Annotated in this window: 23 protein-coding genes; 6 read left to right on the top strand and 17 right to left on the bottom strand. The window is 36.1% G+C overall.

The features are described from left to right. Positions 1–12: 12 nt before the first annotated feature. Together IEW44_RS12195 and adh are read right to left on the bottom strand one after the other, a co-directional pair. A complete protein-coding gene (locus IEW44_RS12195) occupies positions 13–372 on the bottom strand; it encodes a DUF779 domain-containing protein (protein ID WP_188615331.1) in 360 nt (119 codons plus the stop codon). Between the two features lie 20 nt (positions 373–392). Next, positions 393–1,913: an aldehyde dehydrogenase gene (gene adh / locus IEW44_RS12190; RefSeq protein ID WP_188615425.1), complete on the bottom strand. Its 1,521-nt coding sequence runs from the start codon at positions 1,911–1,913 to the stop codon at positions 393–395. 513 nt (positions 1,914–2,426) lie between these two features. Between adh and rluF the strand changes: the two genes are divergently transcribed. Next, positions 2,427–3,131, top strand: coding sequence for a 23S rRNA pseudouridine(2604) synthase RluF (rluF, locus tag IEW44_RS12185; protein ID WP_188615330.1), 705 nt, complete (start codon positions 2,427–2,429; stop codon positions 3,129–3,131). 51 nt (positions 3,132–3,182) lie between these two features. Here rluF and adhP read toward each other — a convergent pair whose 3' ends face one another. From adhP to IEW44_RS12140, 9 genes are all read right to left on the bottom strand, one after another. Beyond that, complete coding sequence (gene adhP / locus IEW44_RS12180; protein ID WP_188615329.1) at positions 3,183–4,199, bottom strand: alcohol dehydrogenase AdhP; 1,017 nt, start codon at positions 4,197–4,199, stop codon at positions 3,183–3,185. Positions 4,200–4,480: 281 nt separating this feature from the next. Further along, positions 4,481–4,981, bottom strand: a complete 501-nt coding sequence (locus IEW44_RS12175; RefSeq protein ID WP_229704233.1) for a GNAT family N-acetyltransferase — start codon at positions 4,979–4,981, stop codon at positions 4,481–4,483. A 103-nt stretch (positions 4,982–5,084) separates the two neighbouring features. After that, the gene (locus IEW44_RS12170; RefSeq protein ID WP_188615327.1) at positions 5,085–5,792 is read right to left on the bottom strand and encodes an ABC transporter ATP-binding protein; all 708 of its coding nucleotides are present in this window, start codon (positions 5,790–5,792) and stop codon (positions 5,085–5,087) included. Continuing rightward, the gene (locus IEW44_RS12165; RefSeq protein WP_188615326.1) at positions 5,785–6,570 is read right to left on the bottom strand and encodes an ABC transporter ATP-binding protein; all 786 of its coding nucleotides are present in this window, start codon (positions 6,568–6,570) and stop codon (positions 5,785–5,787) included. The genes IEW44_RS12170 and IEW44_RS12165 overlap by 8 nt, the downstream gene beginning before the upstream one ends. After that, a complete protein-coding gene (locus IEW44_RS12160; RefSeq protein ID WP_188615325.1) occupies positions 6,560–7,504 on the bottom strand; it encodes a branched-chain amino acid ABC transporter permease in 945 nt (314 codons plus the stop codon). Before IEW44_RS12160 ends, IEW44_RS12165 begins: the two co-directional genes overlap by 11 nt. Before the next feature lie 10 nt (positions 7,505–7,514). Continuing rightward, entirely contained in the window at positions 7,515–8,390 is an 876-nt protein-coding gene (locus IEW44_RS12155) for a branched-chain amino acid ABC transporter permease (protein ID WP_188615324.1), read from the bottom strand. Positions 8,391–8,465: 75 nt separating this feature from the next. Continuing rightward, a complete protein-coding gene (locus IEW44_RS12150; protein ID WP_188615323.1) occupies positions 8,466–9,677 on the bottom strand; it encodes an ABC transporter substrate-binding protein in 1,212 nt (403 codons plus the stop codon). Positions 9,678–9,991: 314 nt separating this feature from the next. After that, on the bottom strand, positions 9,992–11,020 hold the full coding sequence (locus IEW44_RS12145; protein WP_188615322.1) for a cytochrome ubiquinol oxidase subunit I: 1,029 nt from the start codon (positions 11,018–11,020) through the stop codon (positions 9,992–9,994). Then, positions 11,017–12,357, bottom strand: a complete 1,341-nt coding sequence (locus tag IEW44_RS12140) for a c-type cytochrome (protein ID WP_188615321.1) — start codon at positions 12,355–12,357, stop codon at positions 11,017–11,019. Before IEW44_RS12140 ends, IEW44_RS12145 begins: the two co-directional genes overlap by 4 nt. A gap of 197 nt (positions 12,358–12,554) precedes the next feature. Between IEW44_RS12140 and IEW44_RS12135 the strand changes: the two genes are divergently transcribed. Further along, the gene (locus IEW44_RS12135) at positions 12,555–12,977 is read left to right on the top strand and encodes a universal stress protein (protein WP_188615320.1); all 423 of its coding nucleotides are present in this window, start codon (positions 12,555–12,557) and stop codon (positions 12,975–12,977) included. Positions 12,978–12,996: 19 nt separating this feature from the next. Here IEW44_RS12135 and IEW44_RS12130 read toward each other — a convergent pair whose 3' ends face one another. Together IEW44_RS12130 and IEW44_RS12125 are read right to left on the bottom strand one after the other, a co-directional pair. After that, positions 12,997–14,199 carry an MFS transporter gene (locus tag IEW44_RS12130; RefSeq protein WP_188615319.1) on the bottom strand — a complete coding sequence of 401 codons (1,203 nt, stop codon included), beginning with the start codon at positions 14,197–14,199 and terminating at the stop codon, positions 12,997–12,999. 463 nt (positions 14,200–14,662) lie between these two features. Beyond that, positions 14,663–15,568: a LysR family transcriptional regulator gene (locus tag IEW44_RS12125; RefSeq protein WP_188615318.1), complete on the bottom strand. Its 906-nt coding sequence runs from the start codon at positions 15,566–15,568 to the stop codon at positions 14,663–14,665. A 120-nt stretch (positions 15,569–15,688) separates the two neighbouring features. On the opposite strand from IEW44_RS12125, the gene IEW44_RS12120 reads away from it, so the two are divergent. Then, positions 15,689–16,879 (top strand): coenzyme F420-0:L-glutamate ligase, encoded by a 1,191-nt coding sequence (locus IEW44_RS12120; RefSeq protein ID WP_188615317.1) that lies wholly within the window; start codon positions 15,689–15,691, stop codon positions 16,877–16,879. 38 nt (positions 16,880–16,917) lie between these two features. Here the strand turns inward: IEW44_RS12120 and IEW44_RS12115 are convergent, their stop codons facing one another. The 3 genes from IEW44_RS12115 to IEW44_RS12105 are packed head-to-tail and all read right to left on the bottom strand — an operon-like array spanning position 16,918 to position 18,952. After that, complete coding sequence (locus IEW44_RS12115; protein WP_188615316.1) at positions 16,918–18,210, bottom strand: GHKL domain-containing protein; 1,293 nt, start codon at positions 18,208–18,210, stop codon at positions 16,918–16,920. 50 nt (positions 18,211–18,260) lie between these two features. Continuing rightward, positions 18,261–18,392, bottom strand: coding sequence for an AgrD family cyclic lactone autoinducer peptide (locus IEW44_RS12110; protein ID WP_188615315.1), 132 nt, complete (start codon positions 18,390–18,392; stop codon positions 18,261–18,263). Beyond that, positions 18,386–18,952 carry an accessory gene regulator B family protein gene (locus tag IEW44_RS12105; protein ID WP_188615314.1) on the bottom strand — a complete coding sequence of 189 codons (567 nt, stop codon included), beginning with the start codon at positions 18,950–18,952 and terminating at the stop codon, positions 18,386–18,388. The genes IEW44_RS12110 and IEW44_RS12105 overlap by 7 nt, the downstream gene beginning before the upstream one ends. Positions 18,953–19,039: 87 nt before the next feature. Here IEW44_RS12105 and IEW44_RS12100 point away from each other — a divergent pair, with 87 nt between their 5' ends. From IEW44_RS12100 to IEW44_RS12090, 3 genes are all read left to right on the top strand, one after another. After that, positions 19,040–19,354, top strand: coding sequence for a YbjQ family protein (locus IEW44_RS12100; protein ID WP_188615313.1), 315 nt, complete (start codon positions 19,040–19,042; stop codon positions 19,352–19,354). Positions 19,355–19,441: 87 nt separating this feature from the next. Then, on the top strand, positions 19,442–20,191 hold the full coding sequence (gene pgeF / locus IEW44_RS12095; RefSeq protein WP_188615312.1) for a peptidoglycan editing factor PgeF: 750 nt from the start codon (positions 19,442–19,444) through the stop codon (positions 20,189–20,191). A gap of 113 nt (positions 20,192–20,304) precedes the next feature. Further along, positions 20,305–20,766 carry an S-ribosylhomocysteine lyase gene (locus IEW44_RS12090; RefSeq protein WP_188615311.1) on the top strand — a complete coding sequence of 154 codons (462 nt, stop codon included), beginning with the start codon at positions 20,305–20,307 and terminating at the stop codon, positions 20,764–20,766. 74 nt (positions 20,767–20,840) lie between these two features. Here the strand turns inward: IEW44_RS12090 and IEW44_RS12085 are convergent, their stop codons facing one another. Beyond that, complete coding sequence (locus IEW44_RS12085; RefSeq protein WP_188615310.1) at positions 20,841–22,292, bottom strand: M20 family peptidase; 1,452 nt, start codon at positions 22,290–22,292, stop codon at positions 20,841–20,843. Positions 22,293–22,345 lie beyond the last annotated feature (53 nt).

Here is a 22,345-nt window from a genome sequence, read left to right as displayed (position 1 = left end):
TCCATCTTTAGGCTATATATGATTTAATTCTTTCTGTTCTTCTTGTGAGAAGGCACGTGCTCTTGATAAAAATCGTTTACCTTCCACTCCTTCTAGCGAAAACATACCTCCTCTACCATCAACAACGTCAATAATGATTTGTGTGTGCTTCCAATATTCGTATTGACTGTTATGCATATAAAAAGGGGCACCACCAATCTCGCCAATTAATCGATCTTGTGAGCCGATATGAAAATCACCTTTTGGATAGCACATTGGAGACGAACCATCACAGCAACCACCTGATTGATGAAACATGACAGGGCCATGTTTATCTTCTAAAAAACGAATCAACTCTACTGCGGCATCTGTAGCGATTACACGTTCTACCATATGTGTTCCTCCTTACTGTATTAGAAGAATCCTAATTTATTTTCATCATAGCTAACGAGTAAATTCTTTGTTTGTTGGTAATGATCTAACATCATCTTATGATTTTCGCGGCCAATACCTGACAATTTGTATCCACCGAATGCGGCATGTGCTGGGTATTGGTGATAACAGTTCGTCCAAACTCGCCCTGCTTGTATGCCGCGTCCCATACGATATGCGGTATTCATATCGCGTGTCCATACACCTGAGCCTAAACCATAAAGTGTATCATTAGCGATTGCTAATGCTTCTTCTTCTGTTTTAAAAGTGGTTACAGAGACTACTGGACCAAATATTTCTTCTTGGAAGATACGCATTTTATTATTTCCTTTGAAAATAGTAGGTTTCACGTAATAACCACCCGCTAATTCGCCATCTAATGTATTGCGCTCTCCACCAATTAAACATTCGGCTCCTTCTTGACGTCCGATGTCAATATAAGATAGGATTTTTTCCATTTGTTCAGTAGATGCCTGTGCGCCCATCATTACGTCTGTATCTAATGGATTACCTACTTGAATTTGTTCAACACGTTTCATTACTTTTTCCATAAATTTATCATAAATAGACTCTTGAATTAATGCACGAGATGGACATGTACATACTTCGCCCTGATTTAATGCAAATAATACAAAACCTTCTACAGCCTTATCTAAAAAGGCATCATCTTTTGCCATCACATCTTCAAAGAATACGTTTGGTGACTTCCCACCTAATTCTAACGTTACAGGAATGATATTTTCAGTAGCATATTGCATGATTAGACGACCTGTTGTAGTCTCACCTGTGAAAGCAATTTTACCGATACGAGGGTTTGTTGCTAACGGTTTCCCTGCTTCTAATCCAAAACCATTTACAATATTAACAACACCTGCTGGCAATAAGTCTTCAATTAATTCGATTAATACTAAAATGGAGGCTGGTGTTTGTTCTGCTGGCTTTAACACTACACAGTTACCCGCAGCTAATGCAGGCGCTAATTTCCAAACCGCCATTAATAACGGGAAGTTCCACGGAATAATTTGACCAACTACCCCTATTGGCTCATGAAAGTGATAAGCTACTGTATTATTGTCAATTTGGCTAATTGAGCCTTCTTGTGAACGTAGTGCACTTGCAAAATAACGGAAATGATCGATTGCTAATGGAATATCTGCATTTAAAGTTTCACGCACAGCTTTACCATTATCCCATGTTTCAGCTACAGCTAATTTTTCTACATTTTGTTCCATGCGATCTGCAACACGTAGTAAAATATTAGCTCGGTCTGTAGGAGACATCGTGCCCCATGCATCTTTAGCGGCATGCGCAGCATCTAAGGCTAACTCAACATCTTCTGCTGTTGACCGTGCGACTTGGGTAAATACTTTACCTGTCACTGGTGTCACATTATCAAAATACTGACCTTTAACAGGTGGTGTCCACTTACCACCTATAAAGTTATCGTATCGCTCTTTATAGTTTACTACTGCGCCATCGGTATTCGGGTTTGCATATATCATCATTAATCTCTCCTTTTCCTCATCTTATTTTGAAGTATTTTCTCGTATTCACCACAAAAACACACTTCTTACGCTTATTTTGTCACATCGTTTAAAGTTAATCAATTTTTTCGAACTATTCTGTTAAAATTATTTTTCTTCTTGATCTAATCGATTTGTATCGTGTTCTTGTATCATTTTTGCCACATCTTCTACTTGTCCGAGTAAAGATACAGGGTCTGAGAACTAAAAACGATAAATAGCTTCTTCAAACAAGTTATTTTCTTTATGTGCCAGTAATTCTTCATCATACTTAATAAACCGATCTGCTGATTTATCAACAGCTACAAACACATCGTCACCTGCGTACTCATTTAATACTTCTTTTGAAACAAATTCCTAAGATTTCTCTTTAGTCACTACTGTATCTCCAAATGTTGGCGCTTATAAAGCCACACCTTGATATGCGAGTTATTTTCAAATTACTCACAAAATCTTGTATACTAGAAAAATCAATGAAAATAGGTGATGTACATGAGAATTAATAAATTTTTAAGTGAGACGGGCATGGTATCTCGCCGTGGTGCAGACAAATGGGTGGCGGCTGGTCGCGTCAAAATTAACAATGAACTCGCAACTATTGGTAGCCGAGTGGAAACAACTGATAAAGTTTATGTAGATAATAAACTAGTAGAACGTGAACAACAATTAGTGTATATTGTGTTAAATAAACCTGTAGGGATAACGAGCACTACAGAACAACATATTGAAGGTAACGTTGTTGACTTTGTCAATCATCCTTTACGTATTTTTCATATCGGACGATTGGATAAAGACTCAGAAGGTTTATTATTGCTAACAAATGATGGTGATATTGTAAACGAAATTTTACGTGCTGAAAATCATCATGAAAAAGAATATATTGTACAAGTGGATCATCCTATAACAGATGAATTTTTACAAAAAATGAGCAGTGGTGTGCCTATTTTGGACACAGTTACACTACCTTGTCGGGTTGAAAAAATTTCACGTTATGTGTTCCGTATTATTTTAGAGCAAGGGCTAAATCGTCAAATTCGTCGCATGTGCTCTGCACTCGGATACAATGTGAAGCAATTGCAACGCATTCGCATTATGAATATTAAAATCGGCAATTTAAAAGTTGGGCAATGGCGTGATTTGACAGTGAACGAAAAAGATACTTTATTTAAATTACTGAATTATACACCTTCTCAATAACAATAGAAAACGAGGAATGATTATAATAATCATTCCTCGTTTTACTCTATATTATTTTGTAAAGTCAATTACCATACGGCCTGTGATTTTACCTTCTTCCATTTCTTCAAAGATTTCATTAATATCTTCAAGTGGTCGCAACTCAACTTTTGGTACTACTTTACCTTCAGCTGCAAATTGGAAAGCCTCTTGTAGATCTTGGCGTGTACCCACAAGTGAACCAATCACTTGAATACCATCTAATACAAGACGTGGAATATCTAAATCCATCTTATCCACTGGTAAACCAACCGCGACAACACGAGCACCTGCTTTTACAACATCAATCGCTTGATTAAATGGTGTTTTAGCAACCGCTGTGATCACTGTAGCATCTAGACCTTTACCACCTGTTACTTCTTTAGCCTTCTGTATAGGGTCTTCGTTTAATGAGTTAACAACTACATCCGCCCCTAACTCTTTTGCAAAGGCTAGTTTATCATCACTAATATCGAAAGCAATAACTTTTGCACCAAATACGTTTTTCGCATATTGGACAGCTAAGTTACCTAAGCCACCAATCCCAAAAACACCAATCCATTGACCTGGTCTAATATGAGATTCTTTTACTGCTTTATATGTTGTTACACCTGCACATGTAACCGATGAAGCTGCTGCTGGGTCTAAACCTTCTGGTACTTTCACAGCATAATCAGCTGATACAATAACTTCTTCTGCCATAGCACCGTCAACTGTATAACCTGCATTTTTCACATTACGACATAATGTTTCACGGCCTGTATTACAGTACTCACAGTTGCCACAACTTTCAAACATCCAAGCGATTGATACACGATCGCCCACTTGTAAAGAGGTAACACCTTCGCCTACTTCAATTACTTTACCGATACCTTCATGTCCTAAAATCACACCTGTTACATCACCAAAGTCTGCATTTTTCACGTGTAAATCTGTATGGCATACACCGCAAAACTCTGTTTTTACAAGCGCTTCCCCATGCTTTAACGGACGTAATTGCTTGTCTTCAATATTCACTTTGTGATCTTTCGTAACGATTGCTGCTTTCATTGTTGTAAACCTCCTCTTTTTTAGCTGTATTGAATGCGTTTTCAACACTGCACCATTATCTTATTACACTATTCTCATTTTGTATAGCAAAATGAATAGTGGTATTATTTTATCAAAATAGCTATTTAAATGACTAAAAAGAAATAAAAATGGTACATTAATTATAGAAATATTATATTTTACTTTTAATAATTAGTATTATTATTATAATTATTTTTTAACTCGTATTCTCGTATAAGTATTATTCTAATAAAAAAAGATTAGCTACAATTGCTAATCTTTTATCGATATTCTGTACTTAAAATCGCCATAATAATCTCATCACGATATACACCATCTAAACAAATTGCATCACGCCTCACACCTTCTTTAATAAAGCCTGCTTTTTCGTATACACGAATGGCACGAGGGTTGTGATTATATACTTCTAACTGTACTCGGTGCATCTCCATATCCTCAAAAGCAATGCGCAGCGCCTCTTTCACGGCTACACTACCATAACCTTTACCAAAGTGATTGCTGTCGTGAATGGCGATACGAAAACCAACGGCATGATTTTCTGTATCAATATTCATCAATGTAAAATCACCTATAGCTTCGTCATTTAGGCAAATCGCATAATCGCGACGTGTGTTATCTTCTGTTATTCGATCATAATAGGCTTCTAATTGCGCTAATGTAAATGTTGATTTTGTACCTGTCAAATAGCGAATTTCTTCGTCTTGAGTGGCACGTAAATAACTTTTCATGTGTTTTTTTTGCAGTGGCATAATTGTAAACATGTTCATTTCACCTCGTTCGTATTGTACCTAATAACGTACATGTTCCACAACATATTATGCCTTACCAACAATCCTTAACTGTAATTTTAAGCTACTACCAATTTTATAAACCACCTAAATAAGCTGCACGCACTTCATCACTTTCCTGTAATTCTTTAGCTGTACCTGCTAATACAATTTTGCCTGTCTCTAACACATAGGCACGATTAGCAACAGAGAGTGCCATATGGGCATTTTGTTCCACTAATAAAATGGTTGTTCCTTCTTTATTGATTGTCTCAATAATCGTAAAAATATTTTGTACCATTAGGGGTGCGAGCCCCATAGAAGGCTCATCTAATAATAGTAATTTGGGCTTTGCCATAATAGCTCTACCCATTGCCAACATTTGTTGCTCCCCACCTGACAATGTGCCAGATTGTTGTTTTTTACGTTCGAGTAGTCGAGGGAATAATTCATAAACATGTGCCAAGTCTTTAGCAATGCCTTCTTTATCTTTACGCAAATACGCACCTAAGTCTAAGTTTTCTTCCACCGATAGATTAGCAAAGACACGCCTTCCTTCTGGAACATGTGAAATGCCAGCCTTCACTATTGACTGTGCAGCTTTACCAGCAATGCTCTCACCTAAATACTCCACGCTACCTCTCTTGGGTTTTTGTAAGCCTGATAATGTTTGTAAGAGTGTACTTTTCCCAGCACCATTTGCACCAATTAATGTGACAATTTCACCTTCATTCACTTCTAAAGACAGGCCTTTTAATGCTTGTATGTTGCCATAATATACATCAATATCATCTACTTTAAGCATTTTCAACGACCTCCTCACCTAAATATGCCTCAATGACTTTTGGATTACTGCGAATCTCATTTGGATTTCCCTCTGCTATGAGTTGCCCATGATCGAGTACATAAATTCGCTCACAAATGCCCATCACAAGATGCATATCATGCTCAATTAATAAAATCGTTAAATCAAATTCTTTACGGATAAATGCAATGAGCTCCATTAATTCCCTTGTTTCTTGTGGATTCATTCCTGCAGCTGGCTCATCTAGTAATAATAGTTTGGGCTTTGCCGCTAAAGCACGCGCAATTTCTAAGCGGCGTTGCATACCATAAGGTAAATTTTTAGCGAGCTCATTTTTATAACGATCTAATCCGAAGATTTTTAAAAAAGCTGTCGCATCTTCTGCCATTTTAGCCTCACTCGTAAAATGATTAGGTAAGCGTAAGATCGATGATAGAATGGAATGTTTCGCTAGCCAATGATTTGCTACCTTTACATTATCGAGTACCGATAAATCTTTGAACAAGCGAATATTTTGGAAAGTACGACTAATACCACTTTGTGTTACCTTATAAGGAGGCTTACCATTTAATGTTTGACCAGCAAAGACTATTTTACCTTCAGATGGCTTGTATACACCCGTCAACATATTAAAGCTAGTTGTTTTTCCTGCGCCATTAGGACCAATCAACCCCACTAACTCGCCATTATTTAAATACAAATTAACGCCTTGTACAGCTTTAAGACCACCAAATTGAATACCCATATTCTCCACTTGTAATAATGTATTATTGGTCATGGTCTATCCCTCCCTTTTTCTTTGATTTAAAGAGGTCTGTAATTTCCTTTGTGCCAAGTAAGCCTGTTGGACGATATAACATGACTAAAATTAATACTAAACTATAAATAATCATACGCGTCTCAGGGAAGTTGCCTAAATAGGTGGATACTAGTGTTAATAACACCGCTGATATGATAGCACCTGATAAACTGCCCAAACCACCTAACACAACAAAGATTAAAATATCAAATGACTTTAAAAACCCGAAGGCTGATGGTTGAATAATAAAAACATTGTGTGAGAAAATACCACCTGCAACCCCCGCAAAGAAAGCACCTAATGCAAAGGCTGTTACTTTGTAATACGTGGTATTAATGCCCATCGCATCTGCGGCAATTTCATCTTCTCTTATCGCAATACATGCTCTACCATGACGGGATTTTGTGAAATTGGAAATCACAATGATCGTAATAAGTGCCGCAAAAAAGGCATAGGTCCAATTTGATAATTGCGTAACTTGCATACCTGCTGCACCCCCAACATAATCAATATTGAGGAATGTAATACGTATAATCTCAGCAAAACCTAATGTAGCAATTGCCAAATAGTCACCCTTCAAGCGCAAGGTAGGAATCCCTACAATTAATCCTGCTAATGTAGCAACGATAGCGCCAACTAAAATGGCAACAATAAATGGCATACCTAGCTTCATAGTAAAGATTGCTGACACATAAGCACCAATGGCTAAAAAGCCTGCATGCCCAATTGAAAACTGCCCTGTCACACCAATGACTACATGCAAACTCACAGCTAACATGATATTAATACACATGGTGATTAGCATATTTTTATAATACATATCAATAATATTTAGTGATATTAGCGCTTGACCTACGGCGTAAATAACGAGCGCTAGAATGAGATAACTCCAAAATATTTTCGACTTTTTCATCTTCACTCACCTACACTTTCTCTCGAGTATTTTTACCGAAAATACCCTCTGGTCTAAAGATTAGGATTAAAATTAAGATGATAAAGGCTGCTGCATCACGCCATAATGAGAAGCCTAAAGCACTTACAAAGGTCTCTACTACACCAAGTAACATGCCGCCAACCATAGCACCTGGAATAATGCCAATACCACCTAGTACTGCTGCTACGAACGCTTTTAATCCAGGAATAATCCCCATAAAAGGATCTACTTTTGTGTAATAAACACCAAAAATAACGCCTGCTGCTCCTGCTAATGCAGAGCCAATCGCAAATGTTGCTGAAATAGTGTTATCGACGTTAATGCCCATCAAGCGTGCAGCATCCGCATCATGAGACACAGCACGCATAGCCTTACCAATTTTTGTTTTTTGTACAATGAATTGTAGTAATAACATTAAAACAATCGATACTGCTAAAATTAAAATAGAGGTCTTACTAATTTGCACACCTAATATGGTGATGTTTTTCTCTACAAAAAGATCAGGATACCCTTCTGGTTGAGCTCCTCGGAAAAAGACAACGGTATATTCAATTAATAATGAAACACCAATCGCTGTAATTAAAGCGGCTATTCTTGTAGAATTACGCAACCTTTTATAAGCAACGCGTTCAATAATGACACCAAAAACTGCACAGAGTATCATCGCTAATAATAAAGCTGGAATAAAGCCCATATCCCAACGTACCATGGCATAAAAGCCAATAAAGCCACCTATCATAAAGACATCGCCATGAGCAAAGTTAATTAATTTAATAATGCCGTATACCATCGTGTAACCTAATGCAATTAGGGCATAAATACTCCCCAATGACACGCCATTTATTAGTTGTTGTATCCACTCCATCACTTTCACTCCTTTGACCGCTTCTTTAACAGAAAAAAAGAGGGCGAATTCGCTCGCCCCCATACAAACTCCTACTTACGGATTTACTTTAGAGTTGAACTTTTGTTTACCGTCTACGTATTCGAGAACTGTTGCCGTTTTAACTGGGTTGTGGTTTTTGTCAACTGTGAACTTACCTGTTACAACAGTTAAGTCTTTTGTATCTGCTAATGCTTGTTGGATTTTATCGCCATCTGTTGAGCCTGCTCGTTCAATAGCATCTTTTAAGAAATAAATACTATCATAGCCCAGTGCATTAAAAGCATCTGGTGATTTATCGCTAAACTCTTTTTTAAATGCGGCTACAAATGATTGGATTTTTTCTTCAGGGTCTTCTGCTGAATAGTGATTTGTAATATACGTATTATCTAATGCTTTTGCTCCTGCTAACTCTACTAATTTAGGTGAGTCCCAACCATCAGCTCCCATAAGCGGCACATCAATCCCTAACTCACGTGCTTGCTTAATAATTAGCCCTACTTCCTCATAGTATCCAGGAATAAAAACAAAGTCCGGGTTAGAAGCTTTAATGCGTGTCAATGTTGTCTTAAAGTCCGTATCTTTTGCTACGTATGCCTCTTCACCAACAACCTTTCCACCTTTTTCCTCAATAGTTTCTTTAAAGGCTGCTGCAAGCCCCTTCGCATAATCAGAGGCATTGTCGGCAAAAATAGCAACGTTTTTAGCATCTAATTCATCAACTGCAAAGTTAGCGGCTACAGTCCCTTGGAATGGGTCAATAAAACATGTACGGAAAGCATATTCGTTGATTGAGCCATCTTCATTTACTGTAATATTTGGGGCTGTTGCTGCTGCTCCTACGATTGGTATTTTATTTTCATTAGCAATTTGTACAGTGGCTATTGTGTTACCTGATGTCGCAGGTGACAACATAGCTACAACTTTATCTTGCGTAATTAACTTCATAGCTTGTGAAGCTGATTCGGCATTCTCTGATTTATTATCTACTTTTATTAATTCGATTTTTTTGCCATCAATACCGCCAGCGTCATTAATTTCCTTCACAGCCAATTCTGCCCCTTGACCAATCGAAGAGCCATATGAGGCTACAGGTCCTGATAATTCAAGGTTGGCACCAATTTTAATCGTATCGCTATCTGATTTGCCGCCACTTGATGAATTGCTCTCTTTGCCATCGCCCGTCCCACATCCTGCTAATACACCGGCTAATAAAGAAGTAGCTAGAAATACAGAGCCAACTTTTTTAAACTTATTACTCTCTGCCATAATGATTCCCCCTACACTTGATGTTTTTAGATAAGTTCGATATTTCTGATAAGTATATACAATTTATTCCCTTTGTACAATACTATTTTCTTTATTTTCTGAATATAATAAATAATAAGTCTTTTTATACAGCAAATATTTTACCCTATTTAGGAATCTACATACCCTTTTCTTTATTTTTTTGTTTTTTACAGCGAATCTCCGTTTTTTTACGTTAATCAGAGTTATTCTCTTACATGCTTTCCATACACGTTGAGACACTTCACCATAATAAAAAAGAGCAACTACAATATTACATGTAGTCACTCTTTTGATTATTTGTTGTTATTTTGTGTTGTGTGCTCCGTGCGTGGATTATCTTCTAAGTAGGGTTGTAAGTAGGATTCCCTTAATTCATGACGCATCCATCCCATAATGCCAAGTATCATCACAAACGTAGCAAGAGCTAGTAAAAACGATTTTCCTGAGTCTTGCTCACTTGCCTTATACAAAAGGGCACATAAAATTAAAGTGAACATAATAGAAAGAATTAATAATGTGGTGAGTAAGAGATCTTCACCCATATATAACATACGAATTTCAGGTTTGAATGAGAATAACAGTAAAAAACCTGCCACTAATTGCACCACGGTTACCCAAAAACCTACTTTAGCACCGTTACGTTTTAGTGATACTTCATCTTCTTGTAATACATGCTTTCTCTTTTTAAAACTATAGAAAATAAAGAAATAAAAACCACCTGTTGCTATTGAAGCAAGCATAAAGTGCAAGTAACGTTGCCATATTTGTGGATAATGGAATAAGCTATGGAAAAAACCATTTGCTGTTGCCCATTGCTCCGGATATAGCATAGATACCACATTTACGATAAATATGAGTGGTACAAAGAATAAAATTGCCATTGCGCCTATACCAAAAAATAAATGAAGACCTTTTTTGTGTTGCCAACGCTCCCACGTAAATTTATAAACATATAACATAAGAAATGCTACAATCAATAAAATTAATACACTCAACCACGCTTTACCAATTAAAATCGTAGATGAATAAAAGTATTGTGTATAAATTACGCTAATCATTAACAGAGGCCCTACGCCTAAAACGACAGCAATACTCTTATGAATGGAAGCATGATAGGAAGCGATTTTCGCCATATTATCATATTTTCTATTCTTTTTAATGATACCAAAAGTCTCTAAACCTACTGCTCCAGCTGTTAAAGAAATCGTAAAGTTTACAAATATGATGTGCAATAAGAAGGTTATGACGATTAATACTTCTAATAAACCAATAGGGGCTGGTATTGGTAATACATTATCTGGTGAGATGGAGGCTACTATCATTGTTGACTCACCTCTTTTTTATTTGTTCGCTTACCATTAATTTCTGTGCTTAAATAAGCAGCTAGCGCTTCTAACTCTTCATCCGTCCCCATAAAGGGAGGCATAGCTACACGTACATTATGCATCGTTGGAATGAATGAAGTCATATCATCCTCTGTCCAGCCATCCATGCGATTAGTAAGAGAACGCTTTGAACGCCAGCCATCCACTGTATGACATGTTATGCATTGCCCAATAAATACTTCTCGCCCTGCATCTACCACATTGTCTTCTGTTATCTCACGTTCTTTTGCCCATGTGGCATGTTTTAAAAAGCCTTCTTCGTCGTACTTCTCTCGGTTTTCTTCAAGTAAACCGTTAGCATACATATAATCATAAATAATAAAAGGTTTACGAATAGACTCTCGTACTACCTCAAATTCACCAATAAACGCAACGGAAGAACCCATCACTATTAACGACAAAATCCAAGGTACAGCTTTTGGTTTTACAATCATCCATATTAAATAAATGATGAGAATAGCAAAGGCAATACCATTTAATGTTTTAAACACATTTTCTGGCATACCTGTCGACCATACAATCATGTCATATGCATCTGTTGGGATTGACCATAAATACCATAAACCTAAAACAAATACTGCTGGTAAGGAAATAGCACCCCATAAACCAAATACATGGAACACTTCCTGTCTCAACGCCACGTCTTTTACACGCCATCTAATAAAGAAAGATAATAATGCAATGGCTAATAAGATGGCTAAAAACATGCGGAAACCTAATGAAGGTAAATAAGTAGGATTAATAAAAGCATTCCAAAAAGCATGTGTTTCCACCCATAAACCAGGTGTTAGTTTAGCGGCTAACACACCTGTGATAATCGCCATTGTCATCCAAGAAGCAAAAGCTAATACGATACCTAATTTAATATGACGCGCTTTGGCACGTCCATCTTGCCATTTATCCCATGTGTAATAATAAAGAATTAATAATACAACTTCCGTAATAAATACAATCCATTCTGCTACCCACGCCCAGAAGAAAATACGTAGTAATGCACCAATGGAGTCTGGTTGAATAACCGTTGTGGAAAACCAAATTCCCACTCCTGTCATAGCCCCCATAGTTGTCGTAATAATGAGCACCCATTTGGCAATCTTTTTGGCTAATGCATCCAATGCTAGATTTTTAGTACGATGTGCGCGATACTCCATCGTTACCATTAATGCAATTGTCCCAATGGCTACCCCATGACTAATAACAACATGGATAATAGCAATTAACGCAATCACTGAACCATTACCAAACCAAGAAAAATCTATCGATGGAAAATTCAATCTGTTTCCTCCTTTCTGTTTCTGCATTATCGTACTAAATGAAAGTGAAGGAACGTTGAAATGCTTGTGAAATCAAAGTGTAATCGCAATTGTTACTCATTTTGCCATATAAAATTCACGGCAATTTCGCCTTTGTGAAATAAAAATATCGTTGTTTTACTTAGGTAAGGTATACTTACAGTAAAAGGGGGTTTATGATGTATAAACATATTCTTGTTGCTGTAGATGGTTCTGACAACTCTATACGAGCAGCAAAGGAAGCTCATAAATTAGCTCATGCCACGGCTTTTATTGAACTGGTGTATGTGAGTGAGACAGATGAAGTATTGGCAACTAAAAGTTATAATGGGGCTTCTAACTTAACGGAGATTGAGCGCAGAAGAAAAATCGCAAATATTGAAAATATATTAAAGCAAGACAATATAGCTTGTAAATTGACGATGCTCCAAGGCAAACCTGCTGAAGAGATTACACATTACAGTAAAGAAAAAAATGTAGATATTATCATTGTTGGTAAAAGGGGCTTGCACGCCTTGCAATCACTGTTATTAGGTAGTGTAAGTAGTAAAATCATTAAACATGCTCATTGCCCTGTCTTAGTTGTTATGGACCAACATTAATCCTGTAAAAAGCACCCTACTATTTGATATAGGGCGCTTTTTTTATGAGTTTACTGCTTATCATAGCAAAGAGGCTGTATAAAATTAGGGTGAGGGCTGCAATTGTAATAATACCATGCCACCCTTTACATACCCATACGTGACCAAAAGCCGAGCTACCAATGGCAACACCAATATAATAAGAGACTAGGTATAGGCTTGAAGCGCCACCCTTATGATGTTGTGCTTTCATATTAACGGAGGTTGCCATAGAAGAATGCGCAACAAAAAATCCTAAACAAATTACACACATACCAAGTACAATACCTATAGTTGTAGGCACTAGTGTAAGTAAAATACCGATAATCAAGAATACAATCCCACTTGTACGAATATGCACTAATCCATATTTTGTAGCCAAATATCCTGCCAGAGGAGCACCTACAATCCCAAACCCATATGTTATATACACTAATGAGATATCTTGTAAACGCCAATGATAAGGTGATGACTGTAAATAAAAGGGTAAATATGTCCAGACACTTGTAAAACTAACTTGTAAAATAAGACCAAACATAAATAACAATACTAATCGCGGATTTTTTAGATGTATTAAAAGACCTTTCATATCTTGGGTCATAGTAACCTGACTTGCTCTAAAATTAGTAGATGGCGGAAGCAAACTGATGACGATTATAAAAGTAATCAATCCTAAAATCGCCAACACATATATCGCAAAAATCCAAGAATGATTTTCTGTCAATGTGCCTGTTATAACTCTACCTATCATCCCACCTACACTATTAAATGAAATGTATAAAGCTGTTGCCGTACCTCTAAATTTAGGGTGGATTTCTTCACCAATATAAGCAAGTGCCACTGCTGCCACACCTGCTAACATAAACCCTTGCAAAAATCGTAAAATAACAATCCAAATAAAATCTTGTACGGAAGGCAAAATAAAAAAAGGTAACGCTACAAATAAAATAGAGAATTTTACAAATTTTTCACGTCCATAACGGTCTGATAAAAAGCCAATGACTAATAACCCTAGAATCAAACCTGCTGTCATCGCTGACATACTCAGACTAGCGTATGTAATGGAAATATCAAATTCATTTGTTAAAATCGGCAGTAATGGCTGAAATGCGTACATTACAGAAAAAATATAAGTTGAAGCCATACCTAAACTTACAATAACACCCCAAAATTTTGCATCTCGCATCGTATAACCGTCATGCATCCAATCCCCCCAGTTTGTTATTAGTGTACTACTTCATGAATCAAGAGAAAATTAATAATTTAAGGGCGATTAGCGAATGGAGTGAAAATCTAAACAATAAATGTTATAAAAATACATTTATGGTATACTGCGATCAAGGGGTGAAAAAATCGATTTACTTACATTATTAATGGAACGAGGTCTACTACTTCTTCCTATATATATCATGTTAATTTGTTTCATAATAGTATTCTTCTCTCTTTTTAAAAGTAAGCGTCACCTTTCTAGATTCGCTTTACTAACCATCAGCACATTTTATTTATTGTTCATTATTGCTATTCTAATATTGATCTTTTTTATTATATTCTTTGGATATAATACACATTAAATACTCTTTTATAACAAACAACGATAGCAAAAATAAAAAGGTTGTGAGATTTAAAAAAATCACACCGCCTTTTTTATTTTGTATACTTCTAGTCATTTATGACAAAAAATAATCTACTTTTTTATTCACAACAATTTCCACAAATTTTGTAGATGCTGGTGACAAGGGTACGCTCTTTAAATAACAAATACCAATAGCTCGCTTAGGTATTGGCTCCATTAATTGCACTTCTTGTAAGACACCACTCTCTAAATAGTTTTTTGAAAACTCCTTTGTTACACAGGCAATACCTAAGTTAATTTTTGCAAAGTCTAGTAATAATTCATGAGAGCCTAGTTCAAATTCAGGAGCCATCTCAATTCCTCGTTCTGCCATAAAATCATCCATAAAACGTCGAGAATTTGAGCTTTGTTCAAGGCATATTAAGGGCCACTTAACTAGCTCTTCAAACGTGACAGGTTGTGAAAACATTTTATGGTATTTCTCACCATAAACAAACGTATCTTGTACTTCGTCACACACAATTAATTTTAGTTTAGGGTCATCAATGGGAAAATTACATAATGCAACATCAATTTCGCCTGTCTTTAAAATACGACATAGTTCGGAAGTTGTACCATTAACCAATTTAAATTTAATATCCGGATACAAATTATGAAATGTTTCTAGATAGGGCAACAAGAAATAACGCGATATCGTATCTCCAACACCAATCGCTATTTTGCCCGCACGTAATGTTTTAAACTCTTGCATCTTTTTTTCACCAGAGTCAATTAAATTCAGCGCCGAGTGTACATAATCGTACAAAAGTTTACCCTCTCGTGTTAATGATACGCCTTTTGGTGTACGGTTAAAGAGACGCATTTCAAGTTCTTCTTCCAATTGCATGATGGATTGGCTCACTGCAGGTTGTGTTAAATAAAGCGTTTTAGCTGCTTTAGAAAAGCTTTCACTAACAGCTACTTGACTAAAAATACGATATAAATCTAATTTACTTACCATATAAGCACTCCTTATACCTAATATATCATATATTCATTTTACTTATATCTATAAACCATGTATAGTACAAGAGTAGTTCAATTTTAAATTACGCAAGCGCGTAAAAAGGAGCGAATCTTAGTGGAACGAACAGTTGGTACAGTAACAAGAGGTCTTCGTTGCCCTATCATTAATAAAGGCGACAGCATTGAACAAATCGTTGTAGATAGCGTATTACGTTCATCAAAAGCTGAAGGATTTGAAATTCAAAATAAAGATATCGTAGCAATTACAGAATCAATCGTAGCTCGTGCTCAAGGCAACTATGCTTCAATCGATCAAATCGCTAAAGATATTACGAATAAATTTGGCGACAATACAGTAGGTGTTATTTTCCCTATTTTAAGTCGTAACCGTTTTGCAAACTGCTTACGTGGTATTGCACGTGGCGCAAAAAAAGTAGTTATTATGCTAAGCTACCCATCAGATGAAGTCGGCAATCATCTTGTTTCACTAGATGCTTTAGACGAGAAGGGTGTAAATCCTTGGACGGATACATTAACAGAAGCTCAATTCCGTGAACTATTTGGTTATAACAAACACCGCTTTACAGGTGTCGATTATATTGAATACTATAAAGAGTTAGTGGCTGCTGAAGGCGCTGAATGTGAAGTTGTCTTCTCGCAAAAGCCAAAAACTATTTTACAATATACAAAACATGTCTTAACATGTGACATTCATACACGTTACCGTACAAAACGTATTTTAGAAGACAATGGTGCAGAAAAAGTATTTACTTTAGATGATATTTTATCAACATCTGTGGATGGCAGTGGCTATAATGAACAATATGGTTTATTAGGCTCTAACAAATCAACAGAAGATGGCGTTAAGTTATTCCCACGTGAGTGCCAACCTGTTGTAGACAAAATCCAAGAGATTTTACGTAAAGAAACAGGCAAAGATGTAGAAGTTATGATTTATGGTGACGGCGCATTCAAAGATCCTGTAGGTAAGATTTGGGAACTTGCTGACCCTGTCGTTTCGCCAGCATATACAGATGGCTTAGATGGTACACCTAATGAAGTCAAACTAAAATATTTAGCAGATAATAATTTCTCTGGTTTACGTGGTGCTGAGTTAGAAGAAGCGATTAAAAAACATATTAATGAAAAAGACGAGGACCTTACAGGCGCAATGGAAGCACAAGGTACAACGCCTCGTAAGCTAACAGATTTAATCGGTTCTTTAGCTGACTTAACTTCTGGTAGTGGTGATAAAGGTACACCAATCGTATATATTCAAGGTTACTTTGATAACTTTACAAAATAAAGAAAAGCAGTAGCGCTCATCATCTCGCTACTGCTTTTTCATATTTTATGATAAATACATAAATTTACTTTAAACCAACCATCTTCTATCTTAAAAGTAATCTTACTGTTCTCTTCATAATTAACGAGACGCTTCACGCTAACAAGACCTACACCTTCATGATTTTTCTTTAAAGATACTTGTGGCTCTAATACCTCTTCCATGTTAAGTGGGACATCACCAATAAAATTATTTAATTGTATCTCCATGTAATTATCATATTGAATAATGGACATTTCAATCGCCTTTTGGTGATACATGTCGCAAGCTTCAATTGCATTATCCCATAAAATACCTAGTATGCGGTTTAAAGCTAACTCATCAAATTGTACTTGCTCTAAATCTTCTGAGACATGTAACTTTGGTTGATAGCCTTTTTCAATAGATGTATTGATCTTTTGAAATAATAAACCTTTAATACTTCGAATATGAATGCGTTGTAAATCAATGATAGATGCTGATGTAGCAATACTTTTTTGTTCAATCTTACTAATGTGCATCGTAAAGTACTCTTCTAGTTTGTCCCACTCTTTTGCCATAATATATCCTTGCAAACTAAGCAAAATATTAACATAGTCATGACGAAATAAACGCATATCCTCGTTGGTTTTCTCTAATGTTTCGATATAGGTCATGAAAGCCTCATGTTCACGTTCTTTTAACACAAAGTTCTTTTCATTCAGTGCTAAGTAAATACTTCCTGATGTGATGGCACCTAATAAAATAAATAATAATAAAAACAAAACAAAATTAACGCGTGTTGTTTCTGTTGAATTAATATCAATAACCGCAAAAATATTATAATAAAATCCAAACATAATAACGAGTGACAATACATTTAAGAAAATACTTAATACAATATTTTTCAACGCATTTTTTAAAAATACGCGATACAGCCTAACATATAAATATTCTAATACAAAAACAACGACGACATACGTACTTAAACGGACATAAACATATGAGTCTGCCTTTATATTTAATAAACTTAATAGCGCGCCATTCATATGGTCAGCTAAAATAAGCAAAATAAAGGTTAATGAAATAGTGAACAAAATTACCATCTTGCGATAATAAATACTGACTAAAACATAAATACTTACGATGAAATACATGATACCAACAGTCTTAAGTGTAGAAAATAATATCGTAGCTGGCAATAACACCAACACACCTGCAAGCAAAAACAAACGAATTGAAATACGGTTCTCCATTACATAACTACACACAACAATTAATGTCACAAACTGTATAAGTATACTGATAAAGTCTAATAAACTTATGGCTAGCATAAAAAACCTCCTATTCGTCATTATAATCGAATAAGAGGCAAGTATCTCTATTATTTTTCTTCTTCTTGTAATACTTTAGGCATCTCTACCTCATACGTGAATCCTGTGCATACTTTCTTCGTACCTAAGCCACCAAAATTAACGAATACATTACGTACAATTCCTAAAACTGAATTTAGCATGAATCACACCTCCTATTCTTTAATAATTGAAAGACTAATGTAAATGCTTGAAAGCTAACCCCTAATAGCACATAACTATGATATTGTGGGGGGGTTACCACGTATACTAAAATAATAATGACAATGCGAACTAAAGCTGACTGATGTAACTTTGCTTTATGTTCACTTGTTAATCTATATTGCTTGGTATCAACAGGCCCTAATACGCCAATAATACTCACAGCTACCAAGCCTAATGGAATTAATATATATTCATTTAACTGTGTTAAAGGTAATGAAAAAGGGATAAGTACAAAAATTGTTACGCTAACAAGTGTGCACCCCAAACTGCTAGGATAATGCCAACCATATGTTACTTGCCTAAAAAGATAAAAACTACAATGGGCAATGAGTGTTTCGATACCTATACCTAATAAAATGGCTAAACCATACACTACGATACCCTTGGTCAATGTATCATAAAATAAAGCAACACCATACTGTAACTTCGCTTGATCTTTGTCAGACATTTGCTCTGTTATCAACGTTTGAATCGTTCGCTCTTTAATCATTGAAAGCATATACTATCACCCACAATCATTATTTTTATGAATCATTTTTTTAGATTAAACGTATTATATATTAAATAACACAAAGGAGCGATTAATATGCTAGTAACAACAACACCTCAGGTAGAAGGTCATGAAATCATGGAATATCATGGGATAGTGAGTGGGGAAGCGATCATGGGTGCTAATGTCGTACGTGATATTTTTGCCTCTGTAACGGATATTATTGGAGGACGCAGTAGCGCTTATGAAGACAAACTCGCTGAAGGACGTAAAATTGCTATTCAAGAGATGGAAGAACGTGCTGCAGCTTTAGGTGCTAACGCTGTAGTAGGTGTCGATTTAGATTTTGAGACATTACGTGATGGCATGATGATGTGTGTAGCAGCTGGTACTGCTGTAACCATTCGCTAACAACTAACAAGGAAAAGCTCTTTTATCAGCTTTTCCTTTTTTATTCGTGTATACTACATATCATCTTATGCATGAAGGAGGTTACAGATGAAACTCTACCTAGATACACCTCAAGTCATAGCTGGTGTGACATTAAAGTCTAATCATAATGAATGTAATAATATGGCTTTGCATGTTTGTGAAGACTCAAAAACTATTATTAACAATCGGCAACAGTTAGCTAAAACACTAGATGTTTCTTTAAATCAATTTGTTTGTGCTAATCAAACGCATAGTGCTAATATTCATCGCGTAACAGCAGATGATCTTGGACGAGGTGCTTTTACTAATCAAGATGCTATTCCGAATACAGATGCCTTATATACATGTGAAAAAAATGTTGTGTTGTGTAGCTTTACAGCGGATTGTGTACCTGTACTCTTTTTTGATAATACGCACTCACTCATCGGTGCTATTCATTCTGGTTGGCAAGGCACTGTGAAAGAAATCACTAAAAAAACTATGTACCATCTTATCGCTAATGAAGGCTGTCTACCTGAAAATATCCATGTAATGATAGGCACTGCTTTAAGCCAAAAGAGATTTGAGGTAGATCAAGATGTGTATGATCAATTTTTGTCTTTAGGTTATGCCAATGAATTTATGTACTTTAATGCAGAAACCAATAAATATCATATTGATAATCAACAAGTGGTGAAACAGCAATGCTTATTACATCATATTCCTGAGCATAATATTTATGTCGATACCTCTTGTACATATGATGATGAACAAGGATTTTCTTATCGTCAAGATCGTAGTTGTGGTCGTCATCTCAATTTTATTATGCAAAAATGATACAGAAAGCAGTCCCAATTTCTTACTGACAAGAAATTAGGATTGCTTTCTTTCTTTTTATGCTATACCATTAATTCATAGTAATCTTATAAACATTAAAGGAGTGGACAGTAATGACGGATAAAACAAATGTGGAAAGCTTTGATTTAGATCATACAAAAGTAGTTGCCCCTTACGTTCGTTTAGCTGATATCAAAAAAGGCACGAATGGTGATGAAGTTTATAAGTATGATGTTCGTTTTAAACAACCTAATAAAGCACATATGGCAATGCCTGCATTGCACTCACTAGAACACTTAACAGCTAATAGTATTCGTAATTACAGTGATAAGGTGATTGATTTTTCACCTATGGGTTGCCAAACGGGATTTTACCTCTCGCTCATTAATCATGCCGATTATGAAGATGTCTTACACATCTTAGAACAAACGTTGCAAGAGGTACTACAAGCAACAAGTGTACCCGCTTGTAATGAAGTACAATGTGGTTGGGCGGCAAGCCACGACTTAGCAGGTGCACTGGCATTGGCTAAAGAATTTTTAGCGCAACGTGATGAGTGGCACATCGTATTTTAATATTTAACGCCATAATTAAAACAGGCACTGACGTTATAATAATCGTCAGTGCCTGCTTGATATACGTTACGCATTTATTTCGTCTCTTGTAGCAATGTCATATAAAAGGCTACCGCTTTGATCATGGCATCCTTTGTAATACGCTCATTTGTACCATGCATCTTTTGGAGACCATCTTCTTCCATCATAATAGGTAAAAAACGATACGTATCATCTGCGGCTCTTGCATAATGTTTCGCGTCTGAGCCCGCAATCATAATATAAGGCGCAATAATGGCATCTGGATAAGTATCGCGAGCTGCTTGTTGAATAGCTTGGAATGCTCCATTGCTTGTTGAGGATACTGGTGAGGCTTCGTTACCTTCAACTGTTACGTCAATAGCTTCATCATCAATTATCTTTTCAATATCTTTTTGTAAGCTCTCTAATGTGTCTTGTGGCATCACACGAACATTAATATTCGCTTGTGCCTTCTCCGGTAATACATTCGCCTTCTCACCCGCGTGAAAGATCGTTGGCGCAATTGTTGAACGCATAACAGCTGCAGTAGCTGGTTTACCTAATAAAATCTTTGTGATCACGGGTTGGAAAAGCCAGGTATTTTCAAAGACATATTTGTAACCAAAGCTCATTTCTGGTGCTACAAATTCAAATAACTCTTTTGTTGGGCCATCAAAATGGGCTTTAAATTGTTGTTCTTCTAATTTGGCAATTGCCTTTGAAATACGACCTACATTTGTAATAGTAGCAGGTTGTGAAGAATGCCCACCACTTCCTGTTGTTGTGAGTGTCACGTCTGCCATACCTTTTTCGGCTACACCTATAACGCCTACAGGAGCTTTAATCCCCGGAACCATATTTGTTACGATAGCTCCGCCTTCATCCATAACATACGCTAATTGGATATTTTGTTCGTTCAAATAATCCGTAATTTTAGCAGCACCTTCATCTCCACCAATCTCTTCATCATGCCCAAATAACAAATAAATATCTTGCGGTGGTTGATAGCCTTCTTTGACTAATTGTTCCGCAGCTTCTAAAATACCAATGACACCAACCTTATCATCTAAAGTACCTCTCCCCCAAACAAACTCTTCTGTTATGGTGCCGCTGAATGCTTCTTCTTCCCAATCATTCTCTGTTCCTTTTAATACGGGGACAACATCATAATGTGCCGCCAAACCTATAGGTCGTGCTTTTGGATTAGTACCTTCCCATCGATAAATTAAACTGTATTCATTAATGCGCTCTAGCGATAAATTTTCATGCACTAATGGGTATGTCTCAGCTAAAAAACGAATAAATTTATCAAATTCACTATAGTCAATTTGATCACGATTCTCATAGGATATGGTTTTAATTTTCACAGCGCTGGATAAATTATTAATAATACGATTCTCATCTAATGTGTGTGTTTGTTGTTTAGCAGTAGGCTGTTTTGATTTAGCTAGTAATGTTTTTGTTACCGTAAAGCCAATGAATATCACGAAAATAGCAACGATACTTATTATTATTTTCTTTTTCATTGTAATGCCCCCTTTTCAATAGCATACCTTATACTTGGCATGAAGTGGAAAAT

The organism is Lysinibacillus alkalisoli, from assembly GCF_014643595.1.
GTDB lineage: Bacteria > Bacillota > Bacilli > Bacillales_A > Planococcaceae > Metalysinibacillus > Metalysinibacillus alkalisoli.
This window is presented reverse-complemented; position numbering and strand designations above follow the sequence as displayed.